Origin of the sequence: Nocardioides sp. NPDC087217 (assembly GCF_044744805.1) — a bacterium.
Classification (GTDB): Bacteria; Actinomycetota; Actinomycetes; order Propionibacteriales; family Nocardioidaceae; genus Nocardioides.
The window spans coordinates 1,239,805-1,260,702 of sequence record NZ_JBIUZB010000002.1 but is presented as its reverse complement, the minus strand read 5'-3'; the positions used below and the strand labels follow the sequence as shown (position 1 = coordinate 1,260,702).

The window sequence follows — 20,898 nt, the reverse complement described above, 5'->3', positions numbered from 1 at the left end:
GTCACCACACCTCGGCGGTCAGACCCCACGAGCCGAGCTCCTCGACGACCAGTCTCTTCAGGAAGTCCAGGTCGGGCACACGGTCGGGCTCGGCGGCGACCAGGTTGAGCGTCGTACGTGGCCCCGACTGGATCAGCCAGGCGATGATCCCGCCGCCGACGTCGTAGGCATCCTGGGCGGTGGCGTTCTGGTAGCCAGCGAGTCCGGCCACGAGGCGTACGTCCACACCCATCGCGTAGCGGTAGTCGTCGGGGAGCTGGGGCAGGTTGGAGGCCATGCACGCCGCGGCCGGCGGCTGCGGGAGCTTGTCGAGCACGGCGTCGGGCAGCATCTGCATCATCGCCAGCGGCACCGGGACCAGCCCCGGGCCGGCCTGGCCGAGGCGGATGTAGGCCGCCTTGGAGAGCTTCTTGATCTCGGCGAGGTCGCGCTTGTCGAGCACGTCACGGGGCACCTCGACCATGGCCACGCGCGTGGAGTTGGAACGTACGTCCCCGGGCTGGAAGTCGCTCATCGGCAGCGAGACCGGGACGTCGCCCCGGTCGAGCGGCACGTGGTCGATGCGGACGAGCAGGTCGGCGACGACGTTGATGAACCAGGCGTTGGTCGAGCCGCCGTGCTCGGCGGCGATCTTCGTCATCGTCTCGGTGTCGAACTCGGTGATCATCCGCGGCATCCGCCAGGTCTCCGGCGCCGGGTTCGGGGCGGCCTCCGGGTAGACGCGGGGCGCCTTGGTGGCCAGAGCCGCGGTGCCGTCCTTCTTCGCCTGCCGGCGGGCCTTGGTCCAGTCACGGACGGCGCGCCACTGCGCGCGACTGTCGGCGGCCTCGGCACGGAGGCGGTCCCAGCCCTTGGCGGGCGCCGGCGGCAGCCGCAGCGGTTCGCCGCGGGAGGCACGGCACACGGCGTCGAGCACGGAGCCGCCGTCTCCGACGGCGTGGGCGAGCAGCATCGAGACGACCGAGGTGCCGTCGTCGAGGTTGATCGCGGTGAGCCGGTAGGTCAGACCCTCGTGCGGGTCGAGGTGGTCGCTGTGACGCTCCTGGAGCCAGTCGGTGACCTCGGCGACGGGGAGGACCTCCTCGTAGAGCTCGAGCGACGGCTCGCGGTCGGCGTTGGTCCACAGGTCGCGGGCTCCGGGGAACTTCGCCCGGTGCAGCTTCCGCGACAGCCCGCCCTCGGCCAGGCCGGCGGCGATGTAGCGCAGCCGGTCGGCGTCGTAGGGACTGTTGAGCCGCCAGATCCACTGGTTGGCGATCGGACTTCCGAGACCGCGATGGCGGCGGGCGAAGAGGTCGTCGGCGAACTGCAGGCGGCCGGAGTTGTCGATCGGTGCACGGGTGGCAACGGGCATGGGGGGAGTCCTCGAGATTGGCGGGCGGCCGGGCAGAGGCCCGGCGAGATCACACAGCGATAGCGCGCGCAGGGGGAGGAGTCAATCGGAGTTTGATACGTCATGTAAACCCCCGGGGGCAATTAAGAAGTGTGGCGATTCCCACGTCCGGGGCGGTCGAATTCGGGGGCGGACCTGTGTGCACAATAGGCCGCGACGTGGACGACATCGCTGTCGTCCCAGGCGGGTCGCCTTCTCGGGCTACGGCGTTCTTGAGGTTCGTTCGGGTCCCCGAGAAGACGTTTTGCCGCAACGAGCCCCCCACCTCAGAGAGGAACTCCACCTCCGATGGAGTACACCGAGCTGTCCGCGTACGACGTACCCCCGGGCGAGGTGACCGCGTGGATCCCCGCTGCGGAGCCGGGTGCCTGGGTCGACGACGACCGCCGGCTGTCCCACAACCACGAGCTGCACCTCGACACCGCCGAGGCGGGCTCCTGGATCGGTTCGATCATGCGGTTGCCCGGGCAGCTCGACACCGAGGCGCTCGGCCTCGCGCTCCGCGCCTGGATCGGGCGTCACGAGGCGCTGCGCGGGACCGTCGAGGAGACACCGGCCGGCCGGCGCCGTCGTGCGGTCGCGGCTGCTGACGTGTCGGTGAGCACCACCGTTCTCGGCCGGTTCGACGGCGAGGACGCCCGCGGCCGCATCTCGGACTTCCTCGCTGATCACATCGACCCCTCGGCCTGGCCCTACGTCGTCTTCGCGACCGTGGCCGACGCCGACGGCTTCACCCTGGTCTTCGGCGCCGACCACGGCGTCATGGACGCTTACTCCCAGCTGCTCTGGTTCGAGGAGATCGCCTCGCTCTACGAGCGGGCGCTGGCCGGCGAGCCGTTCGCGGAGCTGTCCGCGGCGACCACCGGCAGCCACATCGACCACGCCGCCGCCGAGCGGGTCACCGGCGAGACGATGTCGCTGGAGAGCGAGTCGGTGCAGGTCTGGCGCGACTGGCTCACCGGTCCTGACGGGGGACTTCGTTTCGCCGACTTCCCGGTCACGGGCATCACCGACGTACCCGCCTCGGCGGAGCCGCTGCCGCAGGCGAGCCTGTCGCAGTGGCTCGGCGACCCCCGCCAGGCCCGGGTCCTGGGCGAGCTGTGCAAGAGCGCCGGTGTCTCCTTCCAGGCCGGGATGATGGGCGCGATGGCGTACGTCCTGCGCGCCCAGCACGGCGTGGAGCGGATGCGTTTCGTGGCGCCGATGCACACCCGCTACACCGCCGAGCACGCCGCCGCGGTCGGCTGGTACGTCGGCCTCGTCCCGATCACCCTCGACATCACCGGCGCGACCACGCTGCCCGAGGTCGCCGGCCGAGTCCAGGCCGCGCTCGCCGCGGCGAAGCCGCTGGTCCCGCAGCCGTTCGCGCGGGTCGCCGACCTGCTCGGCGTCGACGACGCCCCGCACTTCGTCGTCACCTTCGTCGACACCCGCTTCATCGCCGGAGCCGAGCGCTGGAACGCCTGGGACGCCCGTACGCTGCGGGCACCCGTCCGCGCCGACGACGAGGTCTACCTGTGGCTCGTGCGTGACCGGGACGGTCTCAACGTCTCGACGCGCTACCCGGAGACGGTCGCCGCCGAACGGGTCGTGCGCGACCTGATCGGCGGGATGAGCGCGCTGTTGGAGGAGATCGCGCGCCCTGAGGCCGCCGAGCTGGAGGGCACCGCATGAGGATCGCGGGGCTCGCGGAGCTGGCACCGGCGCCGGGCCGGGTGGTCGTGCTGCGGCCGACGGCCGAGTGCCGCGCCGCGGCCGACGCGGCGCCCGTCTCTCCCGGGGCTCCCTCGTTCCTGCAGGCCGACCATCTCAACGCCTACCGGGCCAAGGTCGCCGCCGGCGGGGTGCACCGCGCCTGGACCGGGACCTGCGGCGAGTTCGACGTGGCTTTCGACGAGTCGGCCTACGTCGCGGCGCTGACCTCGTTCGTCGCTCGTCACGAGGGGCTGCGCACCTGGTTCGACCTCTCCGGCGCCACGCCGGTGCGCCACCTCGTACCGGCTGACGCGATCGCCTTTGAGGCCGTCGAGGTCGAGGCGCCCGCCGACTGGTCCGGTGGCTGGCAGGAGCTTCTGGTCAGCCTGTGGGACGAGCAGTGCAGCCCCGACTCCTGGACGCCGTTCCTGCTCGGCGCGATCGTGCGCGAGGAGGGCTTCACCTACTTCTGGGGCTGCGACCACGCCTTCACCGACGGCGCCTCGCAGCTGATGGTCCCCGCCGAGCTCGGCGCGGCCTACGCCGCGGCCCTGGGTGCCCCGTCGCCGGACCTGCCGGAGGCCGACAGCTTCGTGACGTACGCAGCCGCCGAGCAGCAGCTCGCCGCCGAGTGCGACGCGGAGACACCGGCGGTGCGCGAGTGGGTCGACATCGTCTCGCGTCATGGCGGTCGGCTGCCGCGGTTCCCGGTCGACCTCGGGCTGGCCCCGGGCGAGACCGCGCCGGTCCGGATCCGGTCCTGGACCGCGCTCGAGGGCGACGCGGTGGACGAGCTCGAGGAGCTCTGCCGTGCGGCCGGCGGCCGGTTCACCAGCGGCGTCTTCGCGCTCCTGGCCCATGCCGAGCAGCGCCTGACCGGGAGCTCGGACTATCTGGGGATCACGGTGCTCGGCACCCGGTCGCAGCAGACCGCGACGTCGCACGGCTGGTTCTGCAACTTCGCTCCCGTCTCGATGGCGCTGGGGGAGACCTTCCCCGAGACCGTGCTCGCGGCGGAGAAGGCCTTCGGCACCGCCCGCGAGTTGGCCCGCACCCCGGTCCACGTCGCGCTCGGTGCGATGGTCGCCGGCGGGGTGCTCGCGCCGACCGAGCTGGCCAGCCCGCAGATGGTCTCCTACCTCGACGTACGCAAGTTCCCCGGCGCCGGGACCACCCCGTTCGACACCGGACTGCACTTCACCGGCGAGGGCCGCACCGCCAACGCGAGCCTGTGGGTCAACCGCTTCGTCGACCGCTTCGAAGTGGTCACGCAGAGTCCGGACACCGCCCAGGGCGGGCGTGCCGTGGCGACCTACTTCGAGGCAGTGCACGACGTGCTCGCCGACCTCGGCCTGCCTGTACGTCCAGTCGATGCTGACCAGATCATCGGGACCGGACATGCTGGTCACGACCGCTGACCTGTGGGAGCCCCGGCCGGGCACGCTGCTCCGTTGGGACCTCTCCGCTCCGGCCCACGGCGCGCCCGCCGAGCTCTCGCTCAACCAGCGCAACCACCTCGCCGGCGCGCTGGCCGGAGCGCCGACCGTATGGCTGGCCGCCGCCTTCGACGTCGACGGCCCCATCGAGCCGGTCGCGCTGTCGCGCACCTGGCGGGCCTTCCTCGCCCGCCACGGCAGCCTGCAGCTCGAGGTCGTCGCCGGGTCCGAGGAGCTCCAGGCCCGCCGGCACCACCCTGGCACGCTCACGTGGTCGGTGACCTCCGTCGGCCACACCAGCACCGTCGAGGAGACCCGCGCCGTGCTGCATGCCGCCCTCGATGAGCGGTGCGGGCCGTTCGCCTATCCAGCCTTCCTGCCTGCCGCGATCTCCCGCCCCGACCGCTCCACGATCGTCCTCGGCATGGATCACCTGCACTGTGACGCCCACTCGGTCGCGGTCGCGGTCGAGGAGCTCGCCCACCTCTACGCCACCTTCACCGAGGGCGGCGACGAGCCGTCGCTGCCGCCGGTGAGGTCGTTCCTCGAAGCCGCCGCGGAGGGAACCGACGGCCCCGCCTGGGTCGGCGCCGACGACCCGCTGCTGCGTGGCTGGCGTGAGTTCCTCGGCGGCCGCGGCCACCGGCTGCCGACCTTCCCGCTGCCGCTCGGTCTCGAGCCGGGCGAGCGGGCCGCCCAGGCCACCGCCGTTGCCCCGCTGGCCGACGCCGACCTGATGGACCGCATCGGCACCCGCGCCCGCATCAGCGGTGCCTCGACGTACGCCGCCGTGCTCGCGGCCCTCGCCACCGCGATCTCCGACCTCGGCGGCGGTGACCGGCTGGACACGATGGCGCCGGTCTCAACCCGCTCCGCGGAAGCCCTGACCCGCTCGATCGGCTGGTACACCACCACCGTCCCGCTCACGGTCCCCGCCTCGCTCACCGACGTGGGCCTGGCCGAGGCCGGCGACGCAGTCCGTCATGGCGTACGCCTCGGGTCGGTGCCGCTCGACCAGGTCCTCGGCTCGCTCACCGAGCCGCTGGTGCAGACCCGCAACGACGTCTTCGTCGTCTCCTGGGTCGACTACCGGCACGTCCCCGGCGGCTCGGCCCACCTCGACCGCGACGCGCAGCACATCTCCGCCTCGACCCTGGCCGACGACGTACAGATCTGGTTCTCCCGCACCCACACCGGCCTCGCCGTCCGCGTCCGCTACCCCGACACCGCGGTGGCCGCAGCGTCCGTCGAGGCTCTTCTGGACCGCCTGCGCCACACCCTCGCCGAGCTCTCCCGCCAGCCCGACGACCTCGCCGTCCTCCGCGCTGAGCCCTGAGTCCCGCCAGGATCAGCGCGCGTAGAGCTGCCGGATGACGTCCTCGATGTCGGGCTCGTGGATGGAGAGGTCGGCGACGTCGTACGCAGCGGCGACCTGTGCGACCAGCGGCGCGGCGGAGGCGCCGGCGGGGAAGGAGAGCCACTGGCGGGGACCCTCGACCTTCACGACCCGAGCGCCGTCGATGGCGATGGGGGAGGCCTCGTCGACGAGGTCGACGACGAGGGTGCGGGAGGCGTCGCCGTTGGCTCGCAGGGAGGGTAGCGGGCCGTCGAAGACGGCGGTGCCGTGGTCGATGACGATGACCCGGTCGCACAGCGCCTCGATGTCCTGCAGGTCGTGCGTGGTGAGCATCAGGGTCGTCCCACGCTCGTGGTTGAGGGCGCGCAGGAACTCCCGCAGGCGCCCCTTGGAGATGACGTCGAGACCGATGGTCGGCTCGTCGAGATAGAGGATCTCGGGGTCGTGGAGCAGCGCCGCGGCGATGTCGCCGCGCATCCGCTGACCCAGGCTCAGCTGTCGCACGGGGGTGTCCATCAGGTCGCCGAGGTCGAGCAGCGCGACGTGGTCCTCGAGGTTGCGGCGGAAGGTCTTGTCGGGGATCCGGTAGATCCGCCGCAACAGCTCGAAGGAGTCGCGCAGCGGCAGGTCCCACCACAGCGACGTACGCTGCCCGAAGACCACTCCGATCCGCCTGGCCAGCTCCCGGCGCTGGCGAGACGGCTCCAGGCCCGCCACCCGCGCCGACCCGCCGGAGGGCACCAGGATCCCGGTGAGCATCTTGATCGTGGTCGACTTCCCGGCGCCGTTGGGTCCGATGTAGCCGACCATCTCACCGGCATCGATCTCGAAGGAGAGGTCGTGGACGGCGTGCCTGACCACCGACGTACGTCTCAACAGACCCGCCTTCTTGCGGATCGTGAAGTCTCGGGAAAGGTCCCGCACCTCGATCAGTGCCACATCAGCTCCCGGTGGATCGATAACGACGAAGCCCCTGGCGCCACACGAGCGCGGTCAGACCGACCAGCGCCAACGCGGCCAGGGGCGAGGCGAACCGGAACCAGTCCGGGGCGCCGTACGGGTCGGTGCGGCCGAGCAGGAACAGGCACGGATACCAGTTCACAAACGCCAGCGGCAGCAGGTAGGTGAGCGACCGGACGACCTCGCGCGGGAAGATCGTCATCGGATACTGCATGATCGTGTTGCCGCCGTAGGTGAAGGCGTTGGCGAACTCGGAGGCGTCCGTGGTCCAGAACTGGATCGTCGAGAACGTCACGAAGACGCAGAAGTAGATGACCACACCCGAGACGAGCGCCACCACGAGCACCAGCAGCCGCTGCGGGTTCCAGTCCACGATCGGCGCCGCCCACACGAACACCGCGATGCCCTGGGCGATCTGGCCGAGCCGGCGCAGCTCGAACCGGTCGGCGCACAGCTGCACCAGCACCGGGACCGGCTTGGTCATCATCGCGTCGAGATCGCCGCTGCGTACGTATCGGCCGATCTTCTCCACGCTCCCGACCAGCATGTCGGCGACCCGGAACGCGATCGAGGTGACCCCGTAGAGCAGGGCGATCTCGCGCAGCGTGAAGCCGCCGTAGGTGTCGATGTGGCTGAACATCAGCCAGATCGCCACGAAGTCGAGGAAGGTGATCAGTACGCCACCGACCGTCATCGTCCAGAACGAGACCGGATAGGCCATCGCCGCCCGGATCCACAGCAGCGCGATGAGCCAGTAGGAACGGATCGCCTCCGTCGCGGGTGATCGAGCCTGTCGAGATTCAACCACCCTGGACCACCACCTTGCGGGTCGCGGCACGCAGCACGAGCGCGCAGACGCCGAGGAGGACGACCGCCCACAGCACCTGCAGCCCGATCGCGGCGAGCAGGTCGAGCCCGGTGTGGCGGCCCACCCAGATGTCGGCCGGGGTCTGGATGTAGGAGGCGAACGGGAGCGCCAGCGCGATCTGGCGCAGACCGTCGGGGAAGAGGTTGAGCGGCAGCGTCAGCCCGCTGAAGAAGGTGGCCAGCACGCTCAGCAGCACCCGCGGACCGGTCGCGTCCAGAAGCCAGAACGCACTCGCGGCGAAGAGGAAGCGAACCGCGAAGCTGACCACCACCGCGAGGACGACGCTGACCAGGAACGCGACCGCGCCGGCGGGGGAGGGCATGACCAGCCCGAAGAGCAGCGCGCCGACGATGGTCGGCGCCACGCCTCGGGTCGCGAAGTGGTAGAGCCCGCGGCCGAGGTCGGCGGCGAGATACCAGCCGAGGACGCTGACGGGACGGTAGAGATCGACGGCGATGTCGCCGTTGCGGATCCGCTCGGCAAGGTCGTCGGTCGAGCCGCCGCTCCACAGCGCGATCGTCATCAGCAGCGCCTGCCCGATCCAGACGAAGGTGACCGCCTGGTCGGCCTGGTAGCCGCCGGCCGACGGGTTCTGCTCCCACAGCGCCAGATAGGCGAAACTGAGGATGATCCCGAAGACCGAGTTGGTGAAGATCCCGGCGAGCGTGGCCGCGGTGTAGGTGGAGTAGCGGCGGAACGAGCTGGTCGCGATCGCGGCGTACAGACTCAACTGTGGATGCAGCGCCCCGGACACCTGACGTACGTTGGCACAGGAGGGCCTGCGTACGCCAAGGGGTTTCCTGGAATAACGTTGACGCAGCAACTGTTTGCCGAGTAGTTCGGATTTCAACTATCGTGGAAGAGTCCACGAAAGGGGCAGGGAACCATGGGTATGCAGTTCGGCATCTTCACCGTCGGTGACGTCACGATGGACCCGACGACCGGTAGGACCCCGACGGAGAACGAGCGCATCAAGGCCACCGTCGAGATCGCCAAGCACGCCGAGGAGGTGGGCCTGGACGTCTTCGCGACCGGTGAGCACCACAACCCGCCGTTCATCGCATCCAACCCGACCGCCACGCTGGCCTACATCGGTGCCAAGACCGAGAACATCATCCTGAGCACCGCGACCACGCTGATCACCACCACCGACCCGGTGCTGATCGCGGAGGACTACGCCAAGATCCAGCACCTCACCGACGGCCGCGTGGACCTGATGATGGGCCGCGGCAACACCGGCCCGGTCTACCCCTGGTTCGGCAAGGACATCCGCCAGGGCATCAACCTGGCCATCGAGAACTACGCCCTGCTGCGCCGGCTGTGGTCGGAGGACGTGGTGGACTGGTCGGGAAGGTTCCGTACGCCGCTGCAGGGCTACACCTCGACGCCGCGGCCGCTGGATGGCGTCGCGCCGTTCGTCTGGCACGGTTCGATCCGCTCGCCCGAGATCGCCGAGCAGGCTGCGTACTATGGCGACGGCTTCTTCCACAACCACATCTTCTGGCCGGCCTCCCATACCAAGCAGATGGTGCAGCTCTACCGGCAGCGCTTCGAGCACTACGGCCACGGCACCGCCGACCAGGCCATCGTCGGGCTGGGCGGGCAGTTCTTCATGCGGCCCAACTCCCAGGACGCGATCAACGAGTTCCGGCCCTACTTCGACAACGCCCCGGTCTACGGTCACGGTCCGTCGCTGGAGGACTTCAGCGAGGCCACCCCGCTGACCGTCGGCTCGCCGCAGCAGGTCATCGAGCGGACGCTCTCGTTCCGTGAGTACGTCGGTGACTACCAGCGCCAGCTCTTCCTGCTCGACCACGCCGGACTGCCGCTGAAGACGGTGCTGGAGCAGCTGGACCTCTACGGCGAGATCCTGCCGACCCTGCACGCGGAGTTCGCGAAGCTGCGCAAGCCCGGCGTCCCGGACGCCCCGACCCACGCCTCCCTGGTGGAGAAGGCCGGCGGCGCGAAGGACTCGACCGTCTACGCCGAGGGCGACTCCGCCACCGGCTCCTCCGACCGCGACCTGAGCGACCCCGAGGTCGCCAAGGTGCTCGAGGGGGAGCTGTGACCCGGATCGTCGTCGTCTCCGCGGGGCTGTCGGTCCCGTCCTCGACCAAGCTGCTCGCCGACATGCTCGGCGACGCCACGACCCGGGCCGTCCAGGCCCGGGGCGCGGAGGTCGAGGTCGAGCACGTCGAGCTGCGCGGCCTGGCCCACGAGCTGACCGACAACCTGCTCACCGGGTTCGCCAAGCCGGCGCTCCAGTCGGCCATCGACCAGGTGCGGCGTGCCGACGCCGTCATCGCGGTGACACCGGTCTTCTCCGCGTCCTACTCCGGCCTGTTCAAGACGTTCTTCGACGTACTCGAGCAGGGCGTCCTGGACGCGAAGCCGGTCCTGATCGCCGCGACCGCCGGCACCGCCCGGCACTCGCTGGTGCTCGAGCACGCGCTCCGGCCGCTCTTCGCCTACCTGCACGCGGTGGTCGTCCCGACCGGGGTCTTCGCCGCCACCGAGGACTTCGCCGGCGGCCCGGAGCTCCCCAAGCGGGTCGATCGTGCCGCCGCCGAACTGGCTGCCCTGCTGGCCGTGGGCGGCACGCCCACCCCGGCGCCGCATCGGACGATGGTGGAGGACGAGTTCGCCAACCCGACGTCCTTCGAGACGCTGCTCAAGCGGGCCTCCGAAGGGCCGCCGGAGTTCTGACCGGACGGGGTTCCCTTCGGCTGCCGATGTGAACACGGGCGCGAGATACCGGGGGTTTGCGGGGAAGTGCGACAGAATGCGTCTCGACCGCTACCCCCAGCACCGAGCGGAGCCGTTGTGTCCAGCTATGAGCCGAGCGTCGTCGTTGCCGACGAGTCGCCTCTCCTTCGTGCTGGACTCACCGCCCTGCTCGCGCGTGGTGGCTACCAGGTGGTCGCCGACGCCGGCGACGCCGAGGCGCTCGTCCAGGCCGCGACCGACACGCTGCCCACGCTGGTCGTGACCGACGCCCGGCTGGGCCCGGACGACGAGGGCATCAGCGCCACCCTCCGGCTGCACGAGAAGGTGCCGGAGATGGGCGTCGTCGTGCTCGCCGACTCGGTCGACACGGCCTTCGCGGCCGCCGTCTTCGCCAGCACCGGCACCGGCGGTCTCGGCTACCTGCGCAAGTCTCGCGTACGCACCGTCCCGCACTTCCTCGACGTCGTCGGCAGGGTGGCATCGGGCGAGGTCGTCGTCGACCCGGAGGTCATCTCCCGGATGGTCGAGGCGTCGCCGGATGCCGATCCCGATGCGATCGCGAGGCTGACGATGCGCCAGAGCGAGGTGCTGGGCCTGATCCACGCCGGGTACCCCGACCGCGCGATCATCAGCAGGCTCTTCAGCGGCAGGCGGCAGTTCGAGCGGTGTCTGAGCGAGATGTTCCTCGCGTTCGGGCTGTCCCGGGACGTCGAGCACCGGCGTACGCCGACGCTGCTGACCCACCTGGCATCCGGCTGACGTGGGAGTCCTGAGGTCACCCGGTGACCTCAGGACTCCCACGTCGGAACTCAGTGCTGGTAGGTGCCCACCACGACGGCGCGGGCCAGTGCCTTGAACGCCAGGTTGAAGGAGACGACGGCCGGGGTGACCCCGTCGTCCACGCCCAGCGTCTCCTCGCCGACCGCGTGGACGACGAAGTAGTAGCGGTGGACCTGGTCGCCGGCCGGGGGAGCGGCGCCGCCGAAGTCCTTGGTGCCGAAGTCGGTCGCGACGTGGAACGCCTTGCCCGGGAGCTCGGCGGTGCTGGCCCCGGCACCGGCGGGCAGCTCGGTCACGTCGGCCGGGACGTCGACCAGTACCCAGTGCCAGAAGCCGCTGGGGGTGGGCGCGTCGGGGTCGAAGCAGGTGATGACGTACGACTTCGTCCCCTCCGGCGCGCCGCTCCAGCTGAGCTGCGGGGAGGTGTTGCCACCGTCGTAGACCTGGTCCTGCTTCAGCGGCTGGCCGTCGGTCACGTCCTCGCTGGTCAGCGTGAAGGAGGGGAGAGCGGGCATGAGGGAGTAGGGATCCGGCTTCACCGGACGATCGAGTGCCATGTCCACCAACGTAGTCCGCGAATCGACCCGTTGTCAGGCCGCACCCCGGTGTTGGGCGAGGATGTACCCATGAGTTCTGAGCATGCCGTTCCCTATCCCGCCGGCCTCATCCTGGAGGGGCGGAGGGTGGTCGTCGTGGGTGGTGGCCGGGTGGCGCAACGGCGCGTGCCGGCGCTGATCGCCGCGGGGGCGCGGGTCGAGGTCGTCTCGCCGTCGCTGACCCCTGCCCTGGAGGGGCTGCTCGGCTCGGGCGAGATCACCTGGCACCAGGCCCGCTTCTCGGCCGACGTGCTCGACGGCGCCTGGTACGTCATCGCCGCGACCCAGAACGCCGACGTCAACGAGGAGATCTCGGCCGCCGCCGAGGAGCGACGGATCTTCTGCGTACGCTCCGACGACGGCACGCAGGCCACCGCCTGGACCCCGGCGACCGGACAGGACGGCGACCTGACCATCGCCGTGCTGGCCAACCGCGACCCGCGGCGCTCGGCAGGCGTGCGTGACCGGATCCTCGACGGGCTGCGCTCCGGTGACCTGATCGCTCCGCACGAGCGTCAGCGAGTGCCCGGTGTGACCCTGATCGGCGGCGGCCCGGGTGACCCCGGGCTGATCTCGGTGGCCGGCCGCAAGGCCCTGATGGAGGCCGACATCGTCGTCGCCGACCGGCTGGCGCCACGGGAGCTGCTCTCCGAGCTGCCCGCCGATGTCGAGCTCGTCGACGTCGCCAAGCTCCCTCGCGGCCGCTCGGCCCAGCAGGAGGAGATCAACCGGATCATCGTCGAGGCTGCCCTGGAGGGGAAGGCGGTCGCGCGCTTCAAGGGCGGCGACAACTTCATCTTCGGCCGTGGCTTCGAGGAGGTGCTCGCCTGCCGTGAGGCCGGCGTCCCGGTCCACGTCATCCCCGGCCTGACCTCGCCGGTGACGGTCCCCGGCGTCGCCGGGATCCCCGTGACCCACCGCGGCGTCGCGCACGAGTTCGCCGTCATCTCCGGCCACGTCCCCCCGGGCGACCCCACCTCGTTGACCAACTGGTCCGCCGTCGCCGGTCTGGGCGGCACCCTGGTCCTCCTGATGGCCGTCCAGAACGCTCCCGCGATCGCAACCGCCCTTCTCGATGGCGGCCGCGAGCCCGGCACCCCCGTCGCCGTCATCTGCGACGGCACGATGCCCACGGAGCGTACGGTCCTGGCGACCCTCGAGACCCTCGAGAAGACACTTGCCGACGAGAACGTCCAGCCCCCGGCGATCATTGTCGTCGGTGAGGTCGTCCGCGTCGCCCACCCGGACTCCTTCTAGCCGCATGGTCGGCGCGGCGTCGACTCGTTGCCATGAGTATGGGTCTATGGTCATCTAGTGAGGGTCGGTGTGTATGTCGATGCGTACAACCTCTACTACGGGGCTCGCGGGCACTGCGGCCGTTCGACAGCTGGCTGGCGCTGGCTCGACATTCGAGCGATGGTCACGCCGTACCTGGGGTGGCCCGGTGCGGACGTCCAGCGTGTCGTCTACTGCACCGCGCGAGTGAACCAGGCCGATTCACCGTCCGCTCGGGTCGACCAGGACGTGTATATCCGTGCACTCCTCGAACATGGATCGGTTGATCACGTGGAGGAAGGGCGGTACGTCTCGTGGGCCAAGGCGGCACCATTGGCGGCACCGTCAGGACGGTCGCGGCGGCCGCGGCTCTATGTGTCGAACGGTAGCGAGATCCTGGACCCGGCGCTGCCTCTGAAGCGTACGCAGGATGACGTCACGGGCGATGACATCATCCTTGCGACCGTTCGTCGTAGGGAAGAGAAGGGATCTGACGTCAACGTGGCGGCGCATCTGCTTCGCGATGTGTTCAGCCAAGCGGTGGATGCTGCGGTCGTGATCACGAACGACTCCGACCTGGCCCTTCCGCTGCGATTGGCTCGGGAACAGGTTCCGGTCGGAACCATCAACCCTCAGCCTGGACAGCTGGCGGGCGCGCTGCGCGGCAGCTCTGGCGATGGCGTGGGACGCCACTGGTGGAGGCAACTGGGTCCAACTGACTTCCAACGCCACCAGTTGCCTGATCCGGTTGGGAGGAATCGAAAGCCGAAGGACTGGTAAGCGGTGTCGGCTTGTTCCGAGGAGCAGCAGGGCATAGAGTAGGAGACATCCACCCGCTCCTCCACGTGAGGGCGGGTTTTTCTTTGCTCGAATGGCGTGGCTCGAGCTCCAGACCTACTCTTGTGCGGACATGGCGAACCTGACCGAGATCTCTGACCCCGCCGATCCCCGACTCGCCGACTACCGCGACCTGCGGGACGTAGAGCTGCGGAAGTCGCTGGAGTCGTCCGAGGGGCTCTTCCTGGCCGAAGGCGAGAAGGTCGTACGCCGGGCCGTGGCCGGAGGCTTCGAGCCGCGCTCGTTCTTGATGGCGCCGAAGTGGCTCGACGGGCTGTCCGATGTGCTCGAGTCGTCGGATGCGCCGTGCTACGTGATGAGCGAGAAAGCCGCCGAGGAAGTGACCGGGTTCCACGTGCACCGCGGTGCACTCGCCTCCCTGAAGCGGCGGCCGCTGCCGTCGGTCGACTCGGTGCTGGCTGGTGCGCGCTCGGTCCTCGTGCTCGAGGACATCGTCGACCACACCAACGTAGGCGCGATCTTCCGGTCGGGCGCCGCGCTCGGGTTCGACGCGGTGCTGCTGGCGCCACGCTGCGCCGACCCGCTCTACCGCCGCTCGATCAAGGTCGCGATGGGTGCGGTCTTCGCGCTGCCGTGGACCCGCCTGCCGGACTGGTACGAAGCGCTCCCGTCCCTCTCCGCCGCCGGCTTCACCACCGTCGCCCTGACCCTCGCCGACGACGCCGTCGACATCGAGAAGGCCGTCGAGGGCGTCGACAAGGTCGCCCTCGTCCTCGGCTCGGAGGGTCACGGCATCTCTCCGCGCTGGCAGCAGGCCGCCGACCGCCGCGCGATCATCCCGATGTCCGCCGGCATCGACTCCCTCAACGTAGCCGCCGCCACCGCCGTTGCCTGCTACGTCACCGCCCGCCGCTGACCGGCCGAGAATGTAGTTGTGGGCGACGAAGATCTACTTTCGTCGCCCACAACTACAGATTCAGCGTCCACAACTGCGGACTCGGCCGGGATCTCAGACCAGCTGCCACCAGACGGTCGTGTCGCCGGGGAGGGCGGCGGTGCCGTCGGTGACGGGCACGGGGCCCGAGGAGGAGAGGAGTACGCGGCCGGGGGCGGCGATGCGTACGGGCTCCTTGGTGGTGTTGACCGTGCAGGCGAAGCCGTCACGCTCGAACCAGAGGACACCGGCGGGTGCCTCGTCGTGCCAGGTCACCGCGTCGCCGGCACCGAGGCCGGGGACGTCGCGGCGGGTGCGGATGGCGGAGCGGTAGAGCTCGAGGGTCGAACCCTCGACACCCGCCTGGGCCTCGACGCTCAGCTGACCCCACTCCGCCGGCTGCGGCAGCCAGGAGCCACCGTCGCCGAAACCGTAGGACGAGCCGGAGCGGGTCCACGGCAGCGGCACCCGGCAGCCGTCGCGGAAGCCGTCCTGGCCGTTGGCGCGGTGGAACGACGGGTCCTGGCGGACCTCGTCGGGCAGGTCGGTGACGTCGGGCAGGCCGAGCTCCTCGCCCTGGTAGACGTACGCCGATCCCGGAAGCGCGAGCATCAGCAGCGTCGCCGCGCGTGCGCGCCGGAGCCCGAGAGGCCGGTCCCCGGCGGTGCGGATCTGGGTCCCCGATCCGGGCGGGTTGGCGAAGCGTGTGGCGTGACGGGTGACGTCGTGGTTGGAGAGCACCCAGGTCGCCGGAGCGCCGACCGGACGCATCGCGTCCAGGGAGCTGTCGATGACCTTGCGCAGCGCCGCGGCGTCCCAGGCGGTGTCGAGGTACTCGAAGTTGAAGGCCTGGTGCAGCTCGTCGGGGCGTACGTAGTTCGCCGAACGTGCCACCGTCGGCGTCCACGCCTCGGCGACGAAGATCCGGCCCGGGTAGTCGGCCAGAACCCGGCGCCACGAACGGTAGATCTCGTGGACGCCGTCCTGGTCGAAGAACGGCATCACATCGTTGCCGAGCAGGTGGAGCTGGTCCGAGTGGCCGATGGACGGCAGGCCCTCGGCCTTGACCAGGCCGTGGGCGACGTCGATGCGGAAGCCGTCGATGCCGAGGTCCAGCCAGAACCGCAGGATGTCCAGGAACTCCGCCGCGACTTCGGGGGAGTTCCAGTTGAAGTCGGGCTGCTCGGGGGCGAAGAGGTGGAGATACCACTCGCCGTCCGGCACCCGGGTCCACGCCGGACCGCCGAAGATCGAGTCCCAGTCGTTGGGCGGCTCCTCGCCGTTCTCGCCTCTTCCGGGCAGGAAGTGGTAGCGCGACCGCATCGGCGACCCCGGCCCTTCGGCGAGGGCCTGCTGGAACCACACATGCTCCGAGGAGGAGTGGTTGGGGACGATGTCGGCGATGATCTTGAGCCCCAGCTCATGGGCAGCAGAGATGAGCGCGCGAGCGTCGTCCAGCGTCCCGTACCGCGGGTCGACCGCCCGGTAGTCGGACACGTCGTAGCCCCCGTCGGCCTGCGGCGAGGCGTAGAACGGGCTCAGCCAGACCGCATCCACCCCCAGGTCACGGAGGTAGGGGAGTCGGGACCGAATCCCGGGAAGGTCACCGGTGCCGTCGCCGTCGCTGTCGGCGAAGCTGCGGGGGTAGACCTGGTAGATGACGGCGTCACGCCACCACTCGGAGGACATCAACAGAAAACCTTTCAGCCCTTGACGCCGCCGGCGGTCAGACCGGTGACGACATGTCGTTGGACGAGATAGAAGAAGACGGTCACGGGGATGGCGATGAGGACAGCGGTGGCAGCCATCAGGTTCCACTGCGCGTCGTGCTCGCTGACGAAGCTCTGCAGCCCGACCGCGAAGGTGTACTTCGAGTCGTCGAGCAGGAACGTCGAGGCGAACGCGACCTCCGCGAAGGCGGTGATGAAGGCGTAGAACGCGGCCACCGCGAGACCCGGGCGAGCCAGCGGCAGGATCAGCCGCCAGAACGTACCGAACGGGGTGAGTCCGTCGATCATGCCGGCCTCGTCGAGCTCCACCGGGATGGTGTCGAAGTAGCCCTTCAGCAGCCAGGAGCAGTACGGGACGATCGTGGTGCAGTTGACCAGGATCAGGCCGAGGTGCGAGTCGACCAGGCGGAGCTGGGAGAAGATCTCGTACATCGGCACGATCAGCACCGCGATCGGGAACGCCTGCGTCAGCAGCAGGACCCACATCAGCGGCCGGTGACCGGGGAACCTCATCCGGGAGACCGCGTAGCCGGTCGTCGCCGCCGACATCACGCCGAAAAGGGTCGTGCCCCCGGCGACCACCAGCGTCGACCACAGCCAGTTGAAGAAGGCGGTGTTGGTCAGCACGAACGAGTAGTTGTCCAGTGTCGCCTTCGCGAAGATCCCGCCGGGGTGGAGGTAGTCGTCCTTGTCGGGTCCCAGGGACAGGTAGACGAGCCAGACGATCGGGAAGAGCGCGATCAGCGACGCCACCGTGAGCGTCACGTGCGTGCCCACCCGCGCGACCGGGCCGAGTTCTCCTCGGCGGCGCTGATTCGTCCTGGGCGCGTTGAGGCTAGGCGAGCTGGTCATTGCGTTTCAACCACCGGTAGTAGAAGGACGTGAAGACGATCAGGATCGCGAGCAGGAGCACGCCGTACGCCGCCGACATGGCGAAGTCGCGAGGCTGCTGCCCGAATCCGAGTCGATAGGCCCAGGTGACCAGGATCTGCGCGTCCGGCGCGGTGTTGCCGAAGAGCAGGAAGATGATCGCGAACTGGTTGAAGGTCCAGATCACGCCGAGCAGCACGACGGTCGAGCTCACCGACGACAGCCCCGGCAGGGTGACGTGGCGGAACCGCTGCCAGGCGTTGGCGCCGTCGATCTCGGCCGCCTCGTAGAGGTTCTCGTCGATCGACTGCAGCCCGCCGAGCAGGGAGAGCATCATGAACGGCACGCCGCACCAGGTGTTGACCATGATCGCGGCCGTACGCTGCCAGGTCGGGTCCTCGAGCCAGCTCGGCGAGGCGAGCCCGATCGTGTCGAGCATCGAGTTGATGACGCCGGCGTCGGCCAGCATGATCCGCCAGGCGAAGACGGTGACGAACGTCGGCACCGCCCAGGGCAGGATCAGCAGCAGGCGGTACGCCACGCGTCCGCGGAGCCGCTGATTGAGCAGCATCGCCAGCCCGAGGCCGATCGCGTAGTGCAGGACGACGCAGGTGACGGTCCAGACGATGGTCCACACGAAGTGGGACCAGAAGCGGTCGTACGCCGCCGGGCCCCACAGGATCTCGGCGTAGTTGTCCAGACCGATGAACTTGTACGTCGCGTCGATCGTGTTGACGCCGATGGTGCGTGCCGAGTTGAGGCTGTTGGCGTCGGTCAGGGTCAGGTAGAAGCCGCGCAGGAGCGGGTAGCCGACGAGCACGCCGAGCACGATCACGACGGGCGCGACCATCGCGTAGGCGTACCAGTAGCGGCGGTAGGAGTCTCGCGCGCGCTGGAGGGGGCGGGGCGCCCGCCGCCGAGACCGCGGGGTCTCGGCGGCGGGCGCTGGTGCTGTCAGAGTCATCGGATGACGTGGTCTTCCTGGCTCAGGTTCACTTCGAGAAGTCGGGCAGCAGGTCGGCGAAGGCCGTCTCGAGCGTGGCCAGACCCTTGTCGAGGGTCTCGGCGCCGGAGGCCATCTTCGGCAGCTCCTGGTCCATCGGACCCCACAGCGAGGAGTACTCGGGCAGCTCGGGTCGCGGCTGGGCGGCCGGGAGCACCGTCTGGAAGCCGGCGATGCCCGGGTCGGCCTTGACCTCGTCGGTGTAGGCGTCGTCGCGGGTCGGCAGCGTGGAGTTCTTCAGCGCGATCTGGGCCTGGGTCTCGGCCGAGGTCATGAACTTCACGAACGCCGCCGAGGCCTCCTGGTGCGCCTCGTCCGAGCCGGCGTAGATCGACAGGTTGTGACCGCCGGTCGGAGCGCCGGCCTCGCCGGTCGAGCCGGCCGGGACGGTGGCGATGCCGAGGTTGTTCTTGTCCTGGAACGCCGAGCCCTTGTAGAAGTTCGTGATCTCCCAGGGACCCTGGATGATCGCGGCGACCTTGCCGTTGACGAACGCGTCCTGGATGTGGGCGTACGCGTCGGCGGTGGTGTCCGCCTTGTGCAGGCCCTCGCCGTTGAAGAGACCCTGCCAGGTGGTCAGGCCCTTCTTGGCCTCAGGCGAGGAGATGGTGATCTTCTTGGCCTCGGCGTCGACGGTGTCGGTGCCCTCGCCGTAGAGGAACGGCTGCGCGTAGTAGGCGGAGGTCGAGCCCCAGTAGCCGTCGACACCGGTCTTGGACTTGATCGTGGCGGCGTCGGCCTTGAGCTCGTCCCAGGTCGTGGGCGCCTCGGTGATGCCGGCCTTCTCGAAGAGCGCCTTGTTGTAGACCAGCGCGAGGGTGTCGGTGACGAACGGGACGCCGTACGTCTTGCCGTCGAACTCGGCCTGCTTGATCAGGTTGGGCTGGAAGGCGTCCTTCTCCTCGAGCGCCTCGGTGTCGTCGAGGGGAGCGAGGAAGCCCTTCTGCGCGAACGCAGGCGTCCAGCCGACCTCGGCGCGCAGTACGTCGGGAGCGCCGCTGGCGCCGGCCGCGGTGTCGAACTTGTTCTGTGCCTGGTCAAAGGGCACGTTGACGTACTTGACCTTGATGTCCGGGTTGGCCTTCTCGAAGTCCTTGACGAGGGCCTGGTACGTCGGCGCCTCGTTGGTCGCGTTCGAGGTGTCCCACCAGGTGATGGTGACCGGGCCGTCGCTGCTGTCGCCGCTGCTACCGCCACATGCCGTTGCCGCCAGGGCGAGCGATGCCGCCACTGCGATGGCCACGATGCCACGTCGCATGAGTTCTCCTTCGATATGGGGCCGGGCAAGGAATCCGCCCGGTGGTGTGACGAAGGTAACCCCGCGTCGAGGAGAATGTAAGAGCCTTTCAGCAAAAGTTGCAAACTTTCTGAAAGTTCTTGCAGGCCGTGTAGGGAGGGGGCATGATGTGACCGTGCCCATAACACCAGCCTCTGCCCGTCTTGCTGACATCGCGGCCCATGCGGGCGTGAGTGAGGCGACGGTCAGTCGCGTCCTCAACGGCAAGCCCGGGGTCGCCGCGGCCACGCGGGAGGCGGTGCTGGCGGCGATCGACGTCCACGGCTACGAGCGTCCGGTGAAGCTGCGCCAGCGCAGCGAAGGGCTGGTCGGCCTGATCACGCCCGAGCTCGACAACCCGATCTTCCCCGCGCTCGCGCAGGTCATCGCGCAGGGACTGACCCGCCAGGGCTACACCCCGGTGCTCGCCACGCAAACCCCTGGCGGCTCGACCGAGGACGAGCTCACCGAGATGCTGGTCGACCGCGGCGTCACCGGGATCATCTTCGTCTCCGGTCTGCACGCGGACACCACCGCCGACATGACGCGCTACGACAAGCTGCGCGCCCAGGGGGTTCCGTACGTCCTCCTCGACGGTTACACCCCCGACGTCAAGGCGCCGTTCATCTCGCCCGACGACCGCGAGGCGATGCAGCTCGCCGTCACCCACCTCGCCACGCTCGGCCACTCCAAGATCGGCCTGGCCGTCGGCCCGCGCCGCTTCGTCCCGGTCCAGCGCAAGATCGAGGGCTTCGTGGCGACCATGTCCGACCGCTTTGGTCTGAGCGCCGAGGAGATCGAGAAGGGCCACATCCGCCACTCCCTCTTCACCCTCGAAGGCGGCCAGGCCGCGGCCTCCGAGCTCCTGGACGAGGGGTTCACCGCGATCGTCTGTGCGAGCGACATGATGGCGCTGGGCGCCATCCGTGCCGCCCGGTCGCGCGGCCTGCGGGTCCCCGAGGACATCTCCGTGGTCGGCTACGACGACTCCCAGCTGATCGCCTTCACCGACCCGCCGCTGACCACCGTTCGCAAGCCCGTCCATGCGATGGGGCAGGCCGCGGTCCGCGCCATCCTCGACGAGATCGCCGGCACCGGCACCCCGCACTCGGAGTTCGTCTTCCACCCCGAGCTGGTGGTGAGGGGCTCAACGGCCTCCGGTCCGCGCGTCAACCCCTGACCGCCCGGAGCGGGCCCGCC

General features: G+C 69.6%; 19 protein-coding genes. 10 read left to right on the top strand and 9 right to left on the bottom strand.

The genetic code is table 11. The features are described 5' to 3' along the window. Window position 1 precedes the first annotated feature (1 nt). Window positions 2-1,354 (bottom strand): hypothetical protein, encoded by a 1,353-nt coding sequence (locus ACIO3S_RS13460; RefSeq protein ID WP_400464144.1) that lies wholly within the window; start codon window positions 1,352-1,354, stop codon window positions 2-4. Between the two features lie 327 nt (window positions 1,355-1,681). Here ACIO3S_RS13460 and ACIO3S_RS13455 point away from each other — a divergent pair, with 327 nt between their 5' ends. Genes ACIO3S_RS13455 through ACIO3S_RS13445 form a run of 3 tightly spaced genes read left to right on the top strand, consistent with a single transcriptional unit; the run spans window position 1,682 to window position 5,860 of the window. Next, window positions 1,682-3,067, top strand: coding sequence for a condensation domain-containing protein (locus ACIO3S_RS13455; protein ID WP_400464141.1), 1,386 nt, complete (start codon window positions 1,682-1,684; stop codon window positions 3,065-3,067). Beyond that, window positions 3,064-4,506, top strand: a complete 1,443-nt coding sequence (locus ACIO3S_RS13450) for a condensation domain-containing protein (protein WP_400464138.1) — start codon at window positions 3,064-3,066, stop codon at window positions 4,504-4,506. Before ACIO3S_RS13455 ends, ACIO3S_RS13450 begins: the two co-directional genes overlap by 4 nt. Further along, entirely contained in the window at window positions 4,487-5,860 is a 1,374-nt protein-coding gene (locus ACIO3S_RS13445; RefSeq protein ID WP_400464135.1) for a condensation domain-containing protein, read from the top strand. The genes ACIO3S_RS13450 and ACIO3S_RS13445 overlap by 20 nt, the downstream gene beginning before the upstream one ends. A 12-nt stretch (window positions 5,861-5,872) precedes the next feature. On the opposite strand, the gene ACIO3S_RS13440 is transcribed toward ACIO3S_RS13445, so the two are convergent. Genes ACIO3S_RS13440 through ACIO3S_RS13430 form a run of 3 tightly spaced genes read right to left on the bottom strand, consistent with a single transcriptional unit; the run spans window position 5,873 to window position 8,439 of the window. Then, window positions 5,873-6,820 carry an ATP-binding cassette domain-containing protein gene (locus ACIO3S_RS13440; protein WP_400464132.1) on the bottom strand — a complete coding sequence of 316 codons (948 nt, stop codon included), beginning with the start codon at window positions 6,818-6,820 and terminating at the stop codon, window positions 5,873-5,875. A 1-nt stretch (window position 6,821) separates the two neighbouring features. Then, on the bottom strand, window positions 6,822-7,649 hold the full coding sequence (locus tag ACIO3S_RS13435; RefSeq protein WP_400464129.1) for an ABC transporter permease: 828 nt from the start codon (window positions 7,647-7,649) through the stop codon (window positions 6,822-6,824). Continuing rightward, on the bottom strand, window positions 7,642-8,439 hold the full coding sequence (locus tag ACIO3S_RS13430) for an ABC transporter permease (protein WP_400464126.1): 798 nt from the start codon (window positions 8,437-8,439) through the stop codon (window positions 7,642-7,644). Before ACIO3S_RS13430 ends, ACIO3S_RS13435 begins: the two co-directional genes overlap by 8 nt. A 162-nt stretch (window positions 8,440-8,601) precedes the next feature. Between ACIO3S_RS13430 and ACIO3S_RS13425 the strand changes: the two genes are divergently transcribed. The 3 genes from ACIO3S_RS13425 (at window position 8,602) to ACIO3S_RS13415 (ending at window position 11,195) form a co-directional block, all read left to right on the top strand. Continuing rightward, window positions 8,602-9,777, top strand: a complete 1,176-nt coding sequence (locus ACIO3S_RS13425) for an LLM class flavin-dependent oxidoreductase (protein ID WP_400464638.1) — start codon at window positions 8,602-8,604, stop codon at window positions 9,775-9,777. Beyond that, on the top strand, window positions 9,774-10,415 hold the full coding sequence (locus ACIO3S_RS13420; protein ID WP_400464123.1) for an FMN reductase: 642 nt from the start codon (window positions 9,774-9,776) through the stop codon (window positions 10,413-10,415). Before ACIO3S_RS13425 ends, ACIO3S_RS13420 begins: the two co-directional genes overlap by 4 nt. 117 nt (window positions 10,416-10,532) lie before the next feature. Beyond that, window positions 10,533-11,195, top strand: a complete 663-nt coding sequence (locus ACIO3S_RS13415) for a response regulator (RefSeq protein ID WP_400464120.1) — start codon at window positions 10,533-10,535, stop codon at window positions 11,193-11,195. Between the two features lie 50 nt (window positions 11,196-11,245). On the opposite strand, the gene ACIO3S_RS13410 is transcribed toward ACIO3S_RS13415, so the two are convergent. Then, window positions 11,246-11,773 (bottom strand): YbhB/YbcL family Raf kinase inhibitor-like protein, encoded by a 528-nt coding sequence (locus ACIO3S_RS13410; protein WP_400464117.1) that lies wholly within the window; start codon window positions 11,771-11,773, stop codon window positions 11,246-11,248. A 69-nt stretch (window positions 11,774-11,842) separates the two neighbouring features. Between ACIO3S_RS13410 and cobA the strand changes: the two genes are divergently transcribed. The 3 genes from cobA (at window position 11,843) to ACIO3S_RS13395 (ending at window position 14,801) form a co-directional block, all read left to right on the top strand. Beyond that, the gene (gene cobA, locus ACIO3S_RS13405; protein WP_400464114.1) at window positions 11,843-13,069 is read left to right on the top strand and encodes a uroporphyrinogen-III C-methyltransferase; all 1,227 of its coding nucleotides are present in this window, start codon (window positions 11,843-11,845) and stop codon (window positions 13,067-13,069) included. Window positions 13,070-13,126: 57 nt separating this feature from the next. Continuing rightward, window positions 13,127-13,867, top strand: a complete 741-nt coding sequence (locus ACIO3S_RS13400; protein WP_400464111.1) for an NYN domain-containing protein — start codon at window positions 13,127-13,129, stop codon at window positions 13,865-13,867. A 130-nt stretch (window positions 13,868-13,997) separates the two neighbouring features. After that, complete coding sequence (locus ACIO3S_RS13395) at window positions 13,998-14,801, top strand: TrmH family RNA methyltransferase (protein WP_400464108.1); 804 nt, start codon at window positions 13,998-14,000, stop codon at window positions 14,799-14,801. Window positions 14,802-14,894: 93 nt separating this feature from the next. On the opposite strand, the gene ACIO3S_RS13390 is transcribed toward ACIO3S_RS13395, so the two are convergent. Genes ACIO3S_RS13390 through ACIO3S_RS13375 form a run of 4 tightly spaced genes read right to left on the bottom strand, consistent with a single transcriptional unit; the run spans window position 14,895 to window position 19,680 of the window. After that, a complete protein-coding gene (locus ACIO3S_RS13390) occupies window positions 14,895-16,508 on the bottom strand; it encodes a glycoside hydrolase family 13 protein (protein WP_400464105.1) in 1,614 nt (537 codons plus the stop codon). Between the two features lie 14 nt (window positions 16,509-16,522). Next, window positions 16,523-17,401, bottom strand: a complete 879-nt coding sequence (locus ACIO3S_RS13385) for a sugar ABC transporter permease (RefSeq protein WP_400464102.1) — start codon at window positions 17,399-17,401, stop codon at window positions 16,523-16,525. Next, complete coding sequence (locus ACIO3S_RS13380) at window positions 17,385-18,383, bottom strand: carbohydrate ABC transporter permease (RefSeq protein WP_400464099.1); 999 nt, start codon at window positions 18,381-18,383, stop codon at window positions 17,385-17,387. Before ACIO3S_RS13380 ends, ACIO3S_RS13385 begins: the two co-directional genes overlap by 17 nt. Window positions 18,384-18,411: 28 nt before the next feature. Beyond that, window positions 18,412-19,680: an extracellular solute-binding protein gene (locus ACIO3S_RS13375; RefSeq protein ID WP_400464096.1), complete on the bottom strand. Its 1,269-nt coding sequence runs from the start codon at window positions 19,678-19,680 to the stop codon at window positions 18,412-18,414. Between the two features lie 148 nt (window positions 19,681-19,828). On the opposite strand from ACIO3S_RS13375, the gene ACIO3S_RS13370 reads away from it, so the two are divergent. After that, complete coding sequence (locus tag ACIO3S_RS13370) at window positions 19,829-20,878, top strand: LacI family DNA-binding transcriptional regulator (RefSeq protein WP_400464094.1); 1,050 nt, start codon at window positions 19,829-19,831, stop codon at window positions 20,876-20,878. Window positions 20,879-20,898: the final 20 nt, after the last annotated feature.